The following is an 11236-nucleotide window of genomic DNA, read 5'->3' on the forward strand; positions in this document are numbered from 1 at the left end:
CTGTATTATTTTAAAAAATCTTAAAATACCATATTAAATTATACTACTGTTTTGTCGCGCTGCCAAAAACTTGTTTTTCAAGACTCGACAGACGTTTTAAAATGTCTATCTGCTGATTTTGACCATTGCCGCCCTGAGTGCGTGTGTTTGTTGCCACTCTGATACGGAGATCTTCAACTTCTTTTTTCAATCGTGCATTTTCATCTTCAAGTTTTTTAATGTTATTGTTCATGTCTGCCATTTTTTGATAATCACTGATAACGTCGTCAAGAAAACTATCTACCTCTATCGGTTTAAAACCTCTAAGTGATTTTTCGAATTCCTTTTCGAATATATCTTTTGCAGACAGCTTTAGCGTATAGTCACTCATACTTACACCTCTCAACTATCATATCTGTCATTAATGAATTCATTAATATCATCAAATTGTATTCTTTCAATATTATAATGACTTTTCTCACTTAATTCAAGCATTACGCTGAATATATATTTTAAATTTGTTTCTGTCTCGCTGTCGTAAACAATTAAACCATAGTCCGTATGCGACGTAATGAACTGATTAATTGCTTTGAACATGCCGGGATCGCCGTATTCACGCTCAAAAATAAACTGATGAAAGTCCGCATGCTGTAAAATGTTATTTAAATTAATCTGATCCGACTCGCTGTAGCGGTCGTCAAATTTGTGAAACGGTTTTAAGACACCGAGCTTAATATCGTATTCTTCTTTTAAATCGATAATTTCATTCGCCGCGTACATTTCTATTCCCGTATAGCCCTGGATGATAAACCACTCAGCCCCCTCTTCAATTAAATGAATAATTTTTGAGCGGAGCAAGTCCCGGAGCACTTTCACTTCGGGCTGGGAGTCTTTAAAGATGCCAAGTTCGTAATGGCGGTAGCCTGTAATAAATACTCTCACAGTAAATCTTCCTTATGTGCGTGGTTAATCCACATATTGATATATTTGAATTTTTCGTGGTACAGCTTTAAACTGAAACGGGATATATGGCAGCTCATTAAGAGCTCCATCAGCTCATCGCTCATCGTCTCTTTGACCTGTTCGGTGAGCCGCTCATCCGTATTGATGTGCAGCAGCTGGTCTGCCAGCACTTTATATTGATTTAAAAACGGTTCAATTTCTGTTTTAAAGTCAAATTCATAGCCGTCTTTGGCCCGGCTGTACCGATGCTCAATTTGATCGAGCATGTGCCGGTAGTCGCTGTATACAGCATTTCTTGACAATTTGGTCACACCACCTATAATAATGAAATGTTAATCAAACTCTAATTAATATATAATATTAAGTATATATAATAATAGTTTGGAGTGCGAATTAAATGAAGTACCCTCAAGGTGTAAGAAAACAGCAGTCCGACTCAGCACAGCGCAGTAATGAAATTAACTACGGCCAGCGCGGCATGACACTGGAGAAAGATCTCGATAAGACCAATCAGTTTTATCTGGATTCCAAGCGGGCCATTATTCACAAAAAGCCGACGCCGGTGCAGATTGTCGATGTTGATTACCCGTCACGGAAAAAAGCTAAAATAACGGAAGCGTACTTTAAAGTACCCTCGACCAGCGATTATAATGGAATATATAAAGGGAAATATATCGATTTTGAAGCCAAGGAAACCCGCAACAAAACCCGCTTTCCTTTCATTAATATTCATGCGCACCAGGTCGAGCATATGCGCGCCTGCCATAACCAGGGCGGCATCGTCTTTATCATTCTTAAATTTACCGTCCACGATGAAGTCTATCTTTATCCGTTTGAACATTTCGTTAAACATTGGGACGTATTTTTAGCAGATGGCAGAAAGTCTATCACCTATGCTGACATTAAGAATGAGAGTATTTTGCTACCAATAAAATACAATCCGCGTTATGATTACTTAGCTGCAGTTGACGAATTTTATTTTGAATAGGGAGAATATATATGGAATCGAATTTTAAAAGGAGTAAACAGCCTGACAAGAAATCCGAACAGAAAAAGCAGTCGAAATCCAAATCATCAATTATTAAAAAAGTGTTTTTATACGGTGCACTGCTTGCACTGGTCGTCCTTGTTATCGGTGCGGTGCTATTTGCATACTACGCATCACAGGCACCGGCTTTCAGCGATGAAAAACTGAAAGACCCTGTTCCCGCTGAAATTTATGATAATAACGATGCACTCGCGACCACCCTCTTTCAGGGGCAAAAACGGGAATACGTCAGTATAGAGGATGTACCTGAACAAGTGACAGATGCAGTCCTCGCCATTGAAGATGACCGTTTTTACGAACACGGCGCCATTGACTTTATCCGTCTCGGCGGTGCAGTCGTGAGCAACATTACAGACGGCTTCGCCTCACAGGGCGCCAGCACCATTACTCAGCAGGTCGTTAAACGCGCCTTTCTGACTGAGGAACAGACACTGGAACGTAAAGCCCAGGAGGCTTACCTCTCCTACCGTCTGGAGCAGGAATATTCTAAAGATGACATTTTAGAAATGTATCTGAACAAAATTTTTTACTCGGACGGCATCTACGGTATCCGTACAGCCAGTCTGTATTATTTCGATAAAGAACTCGCAGACTTAAATATCGCAGAGAGCGCTTATTTAGCCGGCCTGTCGAACTTGCCGAACGTCTATAACTTATATGTAGACCCTGAAGCGGCTCAAAACCGTACAGATACAGTACTCTACCAGATGCTTCAGCACGAGAGAATTACACAGGCAGAATACGATGAAGCCATTAATATCGATATTACAGAAAACCTAGTCCAGCGCGATGAAAGTGAACGCGCATCGACAGAACAGGAAGATCCGGAATACGCATCATACATTAATCATATTAAACGGGAATTACAGCAGCATGATGAGTTTAGAAACAGAGATATCAATGAAGTGTTATCAAGCGGCATTCAGATCTATACAAATATGGATACAGAAGTTCAGTCATACTTACAAAATATGACGAACAACCGCAACTACTATTACAACGATAAATTCCAGAGTGATGATTTCAATATCGCTTCGACGATACTGGATACATCAACCGGCGGACTGGTTGCAATATCCGGCGGACGGGATTATCAGGATATTGTCGATAATAACTTAGCGCTCGTCCAGCATAACGTCGGTTCGACGATGAAACCGTTCCTGGCTTATGGACCAGCTATAGAAAATATGGAATGGGCAACCAATCAGACGATTCAGGATGAGCAGTCATATACACCTGAAGACAGTCCGAACAATACGATCTACAACTACGATAACCGCAGTCACGGCAATGTCACGATGCGGGATGCATTAAGACAGAGCTTTAACGTGCCAGCTGTTAAAACATTCGAGACTGTTAAAGAAGAAGCCGGCAACTCAGCGCCTGAAGAATTTGCGCGTCAAGTTGGACTCGACTACTCGACTAAAAATGAGGGCGAATATACACTGTCATTTAACGATGTCCTCGGCGGCGGCGAATCACGCTTCAGTCCCCTGCAGATGGCACAAGCCTATGCAACACTCGGTAACAACGGTGAATTTAATGAGGCGCAGTCTATCCGTTATATTGTAACGGCAGAAGGCGAAAAAATTGAATTTGACAATGAGACGCATAAGGCAATGGAAGATTCGACAGCATTCATGCTGACAGATATGCTGAAAGACACATTTGAACCGAACGGCAGTGCCGACTACATTCAAATGAACGGCTTAAATATTGCAGCAAAAACAGGAACGACATCTCTCGATACCAGCATTTTAGAAGAAAATAACTTGCCGAATAATGCTGCCAAAGACGCTTGGATTGTCGGTTACACACCGGAATATACAATGAGTGTCTGGACTGGCTTCGATAATGCCAATGCAGGCTATTCGGAAGACAAGCTCTTTATCGGTACAGATGAACACATTACACCGCAATGGTTCTTTAGAGATATGATGCAGTACATCAGCACATATAATGGCCAGGACTTTGAACAGCCGGACAGCGTTGAACAAATTAACGGTGATGAATTCGCAGTTGCTGGCGGCGGATTCTGGAACAATAACAGCAGCAGTAATAATGATTCAAATTCTGACAGTGACAGTTCTTCCGGCAGTAATTCGGATGACAACTCGTCAAACGGTACATGGAGCTGGGAATACAACGAAGATGGTGAAATCGAAACCCAGGGCGACGTCCCTGAAAGCGAATTGCCGGACGACGCCGAACTCGCAGAACCTGAGAGCAGTGAATCAGGAGCTGGATCTGGATCGGATTCGGATGCAGGCGGCAGTGAAACATCAGAACCGGAAGAACCCGCATCAGAAGACCCCGGAGCCGATGGCTCCGGTTCGGGATCAAGCACTGAAAGTGAATCAGGAGCTGGATCTGAATCAGACTCTGAAGCGGCTGACGAAGAATAATATAGTTCAAATCCCCAATCACATAAGATTGGGGATTTTTTTGAGCTGGGAGTGAAGATTTTGAGTTGGATTTTGATCACAGTGTCAGTCAAACCTATTTGACTGACAGTGTAGACCTAAAAGTATTTGAGATATCCTTTTTAGAGCTGGATTCTGATCACAGTGTCAGTCAAACCTATTTGACTGACAGTGTAGACCTAAAAGTATTTGAGATATCCTTTTTAGAGCTGGATTCTGATCACAGTGTCAGTCAAACCTATTTGACTGACAGTGTAGACCTAAAAGTATTTGACATACCCTATTTTGAGCTGGATTTCTGTTCACAGTGTCAGTCAAACTTATTTGACTGACACTGTACCCCCTAAAATTCTCTTCAACCGTTAAATCCACCAGACAAACCCCCATCTAAAAACATATCAATCCCAAAACAAAAAAGCCGCACCCTATACATTAGGATGCGACAAAAAAACTAAATATTAACCAAGCCTTGTTTCAATCGTTTCTGCCCTTCCCGGCACTCGGCAAGAAGCGGGCATTCATGGCATTTTGGGTTTCTCGCCAGGCAGTGATAACGGCCGAAGAATATTAGCTGATGGTGGGTTTTGCTCCAGCGCTCAGCGGGAATTTTTCTCATCAGTATTTCCTCAACTTGTAGCGGCGAGTCTTTGTAGCGCGCGATACCCAGCCGCTTTGATATGCGTTCAACGTGTGTATCGACAGCGATTCTCGGCGTATCGAAGGCAACGGAAAGAACGACGTTGGCAGTTTTCCGGCCGACTCCGGCGAGCGAAATTAAATCGTCATAATTGCCGGGGATTTCGCCGTTGTATTTATCGATTAAATCCCGGCACAATTTCTGTATATTTTTCGCTTTTGTCCGGTATAAGCCAATGGTTTTAATATATTTTTCAATCTCTGTCACTTCGACTGACAGATAGTCTTCCGGCGTTTTAAAGCGTTTAAACAAACCTTCTGTCACCCTGTTGACCCCGACGTCTGTCGTCTGTGCGCTTAAGAGCACGGCAATGGTTAACTCAAAGGGATTGGTGTAATTGAGTTCTGCTTCTGCATCGGGAAACATTTCTGCGATAACGTCGATGAATTCCATCGTTTTCTTCTTACTTGTTGTCAAGTCTGCTACCTCCATCGAGCCATGATATAACAGGCAGTCCTGTTCCTTTCACCGGCTCGCTTTTCGATGTGCTGCTCAATATGCGTTCGACATACTGCAGCGATGTAATATTACTCTTATAGGCGATATCCACCGCGTCCTGAATTTGTTCCGGCTGGTAGTTCGAGTCGTTCATCCAGCTGTTTAACCGCTGATATTCGTTCGGACTAATCGTCCGGCCGTACAATTGCTCGATGTACTCGAATAGCTCACGGAGTGTCGTATCATCTTTTTTCGGCTGTTTATCCTCTAAGACGATAAAGTCCTCGAGCTTATTGTAAAGCGGTTGGAAGTTATACGTTTCAATGTACTTGCCGTCGAGCTCATGTGTATCCAGCTCGAGCAGCCGTTCTTTAATCAGCGACTGGATGATATGCGTCAGACTGCTCTCGTTTAAAGTTGTACCCTGCAGCAGCTGGCTGAAGTCCATTGGCGTACTGCCCGATCTGTCCTGTTCGAGCAATTTAATTAAAATAATAACGCCTGCCTCATCGAGGCCGAGTTTAGCATAGTTATCCAGCAGTATTTTATTGACTGGAATTGTAATATATTTTAAATAATCGTTAACCACAAGTTTCCCTCCAATAACATAATGGAGATATTAGGCAGCCTAACATCTCCATTGATTTTATGGGTATAAACGATTTAATAATCTTGGGAACGGCGCAGTTTCTCTCACGTGCTGGACGCCTGAGAACCATGCGACTGCACGTTCTAAGCCGAGACCGAATCCTGAATGCGGCACACTGCCGTATTTACGCAGATCTAAATACCATTCGTAAGCTTCTACATCAAGGCCTGACTCCACAATACGCGCTTTCAGCTCATCGTAGTCAGAAATACGTTCACTGCCTCCGATAATTTCGCCGTAGCCTTCAGGGGCGATTAAATCAGCACACAGTACTGTACGCGGGTCTTCCGGATTTGAGCTCATATAGAATGATTTAATGGCTTTCGGATAATTGACGATAAAGACCGGTTTTTCAAAGCTGTTGGCAATTTCAGTCTCATGCGGAGAACCGAAGTCATCGCCCCACTCGATATCATCGAAGCCTTTTTCATGCAGTAAATCGATCGCTTCTGTATATGAAATACGCGGGAACGGTGCTTTAATTTTTTCAAGTGCTGTCGTATCGCGGCCGAGTGCTTCTAAGTCCAGTTTGCAATGTTCGAGTACATTTTTAACCAGGTATTCTACATACTGTTCTTGAACCACTAAGCTGTCTTCATGATTGTAAAATGCCATCTCAGGCTCGATCATCCAGAACTCGATTAAATGACGGCGTGTTTTTGATTTCTCGGCACGGAAAGTCGGACCAAAAGTGAAGACTTTGCCGTGTGCCATTGCGCCGGCTTCAGCGTACAGCTGACCGCTTTGTGACAAGTAAGCATCCTCATCGAAATATTTAGTATGGAATAATTCCGTCGTACCTTCAGGAGAACTGCTCGTTAAAATCGGCGAGTCAATTTTCTTAAAGCCATTGTCGAAATAAAAGTCATATGTGCTCTTAATAATCTGGTTTCTAATGTTCATCACAGCATGCTGTTTTCTTGAACGAAGCCATAAGTGTCTGTTATCGAGTAAAAATTCAGGGCCGTGTTCTTTCGGTGTAATCGGATAGCCTTCATTGTTTTGAATAATTTCAAGTCCTGAGACTTCCATTTCATAGCCGAATGATGACCGCTCATCTTCTTTAATCGTACCGGTCACATACATCGATGCTTCCTGGTGTAATCCTTTAGCAGCGGTAAAGAGTTCTTCATCGTTTGCTTTAACGACAACGCCCTGCATAAAGCCGGTACCGTCGCGGAGCTGTAAAAACTGCAGCTTGCCGCTGCCGCGTTTTTGCAGCAGCCAGCAGCCGATTGTAACTTCCTGGCCGGTATATTTTGGTGCCTGATTAATAGAAATTTTCATAGATAAACTCATCCTTATGCGTTAGTTTTTTCTTCAATAAAGTCTTTAATACGTCTAATAGCTTCGTTAAATGAAGCCTCGTCTATAGAGTAGCTGATTCGTGCATATTCCGGTGCCCCAAAGCCTGAACCCGGAACAAAAGCGACATGTTTTTCACGGAGGATGTCTTTAACGAAAGCATCGACTGTGTCGTAGCCGCACTGCTCTGCACATTTTTGAACGTGCGGGAACAAGTAAAAGGCACCTTCCGGTTTAATACATGTCATATACGGTATGCTTTCTATTTGCTGGAAAGCGTTGTCGCGGCGTGCTTCAAATGTTTTTCTGTACGTTTCAGTATGTTTTGGATCCATATTATATGCAGCAATGGCACCGTACTGAGACGGTTCAGCAACGCTGGTCGTCGACTGGGAAGTCAGCGAAGCGAGTGCTGAAATCAGCTCTGCATCACCGCAAGCATAGCCGACTCTCCAGCCGGTCATGGCGTGTGATTTGCTGACACCGTTAACAATTATTGTCTGTGCTTTTATTTTATCATTTAATGATGCAATTGAAACATGCGGTGTGCCGTAAGTCAGCACTTCGTATATTTCATCGACGACGATGATGATCTCGGTTTCTGCCAGTACATCTGCCAATTGCTGCAGTTCATCTTTCGTATAGACTGTCCCTGTTGGGTTGTTTGGAGAATTCAAGACCAGCATTTTTGTTTTTTCTGTCATATGGGCTTTTAAGAGTTCCGGTGTTAATTTAAAGTCAGTGTCTTCAGTCGTTACCGCAGTGACAGGTTCACCGCCGGCAATTTTAATTTGTTCTGTATAGCTGACCCAATACGGCGAAGGCACGATGACTTCATCGCCTTCGTTTAAAGTCGCCATAAAGATATTATACAGCACTTGTTTAGCACCGTTGCCGACGTAAATTTGATTTTCATCGTAAGTCAGATTGTTGTCTCTCTGCATTTTTTCAGCTATGGCCTGACGGAGTGCCGGCAAGCCTTTAGATGCAGTGTATTTCGTGCGTCCTTTTTTTGAAGCATCGTATACTGCATCGATAATTTCATCCGGCGTATTAAAGTCCGGCTCCCCTGCTGACAGGCTGATAACATCAACACCTGCAGCTCTTAACTGTCTTGCAGTATTCGTAATTTCAATCGTTTGGCTGGGTGTAATCGATTTGACCTTTTTGGATAGTTCCATGATGCAGCAGTCTCCTAACAAATTGGTTTTCCTTATTATAAATCAAAAAGCAGTGCTTTAAAAGATTCTCTAGTGTCATGAAAAATATTTTCTTCAGGGAAATATTTTAAAAAGGCATTTTTATACGGCTTAGTCATTATTCTGTCATCGAATAAGAGTACGACGCCTTTGTCTTTATCGCTTCTTTTCACTCGGCCGATAATCTGTCTGAAGTGAATGACAGCTTCCGGTAAATCTTCTGTATAAAAGTCTCTGAAACTGTCGCCTTTAGGGACAGGGAATGGCAGTTTTGTCAGCATCAGCGCCTTGTCTTTATCGCTGACGAGATTAATACCTTCAGTAAAAGTATAGGTGCCTAAGAGCAGACACTGACTGAGCTGATTGTATTGATTGAGCAGTTTTTCGTTGTTTGAGTTATGAGCCTGCCTTAAGACAGGTATCTGCTCGAACAGCTCAATATCTTCAGTATAACTGTATACTTTTTCCAGCAGTTCGTAATTTGAGAATATAACGATCAGCTTGCTGTCTGTCTCGCTTAAATACAAGGCAATGTAATCGAGAATATCGATTATATAAAGAGAGTCTTTCACATCGTAGCTGCTGATATCGTTCGGTATAAACAGCTTGATGTCATTATACATCTGACTATTCTCCATGACAGTCGTTTTAAAGTCATAATCTCCGAACCAGTATTTTAAATGCTTAAAGTTGCCGTGAACTTCCAGCGTGCCGGACAGTAGTATTTGGCAAGGGATCGCTCTCAGTGCATCTGCCAGCGTATCGAGCACATCGGTGCGGATAGTAATTTCCGTCTTTTGGAAATTTTTGTTCGCTTTAATATGATAGTCGTCATATTGCAGAGCATAGCTTAAATTTTTCAAAGAATGATCGAAAAAATGCATATGATTATACAAAGCCTGATAGCTGTCAGTGCCCCTGATCGTACTGAGGAACATATCTGTAAATTTCATCAGGTTATCCAGTGTGTCTAAAGCATCATCCAGCTTTTTAGCTGTCACCTTCTGAAACAGAATATCGATATTTTTATTTAAGTTTACGACGATATCCTCAAGTAAATATAAGGACACTGCACTGTTACTTTTACTGTAGTCAGCGAGCAGACGGTCCTGATTAATTAGACCGACCTGGCCGATAAAGAACTTCAATTCCGGATAGCTGAACTTGCGGCGTTCTTTTAAGTCGAGCGCTTGTTTTAACTGGTGCGCTTCATCGACGATTAAAGCCTGAATACCGTCCAGGCTGTTTAAACAGTCATTTAAGAAGTAATGGTTGGTAACGATAATCGGCACTTTTTTTGCATTCGATAAAGCCCGTTTAAAGTAAAAATGATGCTTTTGATCACCGGCTTGTATCCGCATCGTTTCGTAGTATGATTTTTCAGGTCCTCTTAAATTCACTTCGGATAAGTCGCCCGTTTCTGTTTCTAAGAGCCAGACGAGCATCCGCATTTTTAAAAAGCAGATTTCAGGATTAGTATCGTCGAGTTCTAATAAGGCTGTAAACGCACTTAAGTCGAGATAATTGAGCTTTCCTTTTAACAGCGCAAACGGCGTATCATATGAGACCACTTGTCTCAGCAGCATGAGCGATTCTTCAATTAGCTGATTCTGAAGAATCTTCCTGGAAGTCGAGACGACCACCTGGGCATCGTAGTCTGAATAATAACTGAGTGCCGCAATTAAAAAAGCGTCGCTTTTACCGAGCCCGGTATAGGCTTCGATGGCATGATAATTTTCATTGACCAGGCTGTCGTAAATTAAAAGTGCCAAATCATATTGATCTGTTCTGTATTCATTATCCGTAATGTCCAGATATTTATAATATAAATCGTGGACGCTGACCGGCTGAATTTTCTTATGGCTGACTTCGGTCTCTTTGATGTAAAACTGGTTGTAGCTAATAATGCCATCGTCATTGTCATCCGTATATCGGTTTAAAACAGAAAAAAGCAAATCTGTTAAATTGGTCCGCATGGATTTAGACAGATGGTAAATTTTTATTAGTGTTTCTCTGTGAAGCTGGGTCATTTTCTTTAATATATGAATGAGTATTTCCGCTGTGGCATAGGCATCTTCGTCTGCCCGGTGCGCCTGGGACAATTCAATCCCGAGATCGCCTGCAACTAAGTGCAGCTGATAGCCCGGCACTGTCGGTAGAAAGATTCTCGACAGTTCGACCGTATCGATCTTTTCAGCAGGATTATAAGAAATACCTGCTGAGTCAAAGGCAGTTTTTAAGAAATTTAAATCAAAATCGACATTGTGTGCGACAAAAACAGCATCTTTCAGCTTATCTTTAATATCCGCAGCAAGGTCTCTAAATTTCGGTGCCCCGATCAGCATATCCGGTGAAATATTGGTCAGCTCCCGTATAAACGGGGACACATTTACTTCATCGCTTAAAAAAGTATTGTATTGTCCGGTAATTTCAAAGTTGCGCACGAACACAATACTCAGCTGAATAATATTATCTTTTTTTAAATTGTTTCCAGTCGTTTCAAGATCGACGACTGCGAAAGTTTTATTTAACATT

At 42.2% G+C, this 11236-nt stretch carries 10 protein-coding genes; 2 read left to right on the top strand and 8 right to left on the bottom strand.

What is annotated here, in order from left to right; translation table 11 throughout:
* Window positions 1-43: 43 nt before the first annotated feature.
* Genes gpsB through IEU81_RS01975 form a run of 3 tightly spaced genes read right to left on the bottom strand, consistent with a single transcriptional unit; the run spans window position 44 to window position 1244 of the window.
* Entirely contained in the window at window positions 44-370 is a 327-nt protein-coding gene (gene gpsB, locus IEU81_RS01965) for a cell division regulator GpsB (RefSeq protein WP_186090058.1), read from the bottom strand.
* 11 nt (window positions 371-381) lie between these two features.
* Window positions 382-921, bottom strand: coding sequence for an SLOG family protein (locus tag IEU81_RS01970; protein ID WP_092594716.1), 540 nt, complete (start codon window positions 919-921; stop codon window positions 382-384).
* The gene (locus tag IEU81_RS01975) at window positions 918-1244 is read right to left on the bottom strand and encodes a DUF1798 family protein (protein ID WP_231957130.1); all 327 of its coding nucleotides are present in this window, start codon (window positions 1242-1244) and stop codon (window positions 918-920) included. The genes IEU81_RS01970 and IEU81_RS01975 overlap by 4 nt, the downstream gene beginning before the upstream one ends.
* 95 nt (window positions 1245-1339) lie before the next feature.
* Here IEU81_RS01975 and recU point away from each other — a divergent pair, with 95 nt between their 5' ends.
* Window positions 1340-1930: a Holliday junction resolvase RecU gene (gene recU, locus IEU81_RS01980; RefSeq protein ID WP_186090059.1), complete on the top strand. Its 591-nt coding sequence runs from the start codon at window positions 1340-1342 to the stop codon at window positions 1928-1930.
* A gap of 11 nt (window positions 1931-1941) precedes the next feature.
* Window positions 1942-4395, top strand: a complete 2454-nt coding sequence (locus tag IEU81_RS01985; RefSeq protein ID WP_186090061.1) for a transglycosylase domain-containing protein — start codon at window positions 1942-1944, stop codon at window positions 4393-4395.
* Between the two features lie 469 nt (window positions 4396-4864).
* On the opposite strand, the gene nth is transcribed toward IEU81_RS01985, so the two are convergent.
* The 5 genes from nth to dinG are packed head-to-tail and all read right to left on the bottom strand — an operon-like array spanning window position 4865 to window position 11235.
* Entirely contained in the window at window positions 4865-5503 is a 639-nt protein-coding gene (nth, locus tag IEU81_RS01990) for an endonuclease III (RefSeq protein ID WP_231957187.1), read from the bottom strand.
* 10 nt (window positions 5504-5513) lie between these two features.
* On the bottom strand, window positions 5514-6137 hold the full coding sequence (locus tag IEU81_RS01995) for a DnaD domain-containing protein (protein ID WP_092594708.1): 624 nt from the start codon (window positions 6135-6137) through the stop codon (window positions 5514-5516).
* A gap of 57 nt (window positions 6138-6194) precedes the next feature.
* Entirely contained in the window at window positions 6195-7484 is a 1290-nt protein-coding gene (asnS, locus tag IEU81_RS02000) for an asparagine--tRNA ligase (protein ID WP_186090064.1), read from the bottom strand.
* A gap of 14 nt (window positions 7485-7498) precedes the next feature.
* Window positions 7499-8683: a pyridoxal phosphate-dependent aminotransferase gene (locus IEU81_RS02005; RefSeq protein WP_186090066.1), complete on the bottom strand. Its 1185-nt coding sequence runs from the start codon at window positions 8681-8683 to the stop codon at window positions 7499-7501.
* Between the two features lie 35 nt (window positions 8684-8718).
* Complete coding sequence (gene dinG, locus IEU81_RS02010) at window positions 8719-11235, bottom strand: helicase C-terminal domain-containing protein (protein ID WP_186090068.1); 2517 nt, start codon at window positions 11233-11235, stop codon at window positions 8719-8721.
* Window position 11236 lies beyond the last annotated feature (1 nt).

The organism is Jeotgalicoccus aerolatus, from assembly GCF_014635205.1.
Classification (GTDB): domain Bacteria; phylum Bacillota; class Bacilli; order Staphylococcales; family Salinicoccaceae; genus Jeotgalicoccus; species Jeotgalicoccus aerolatus.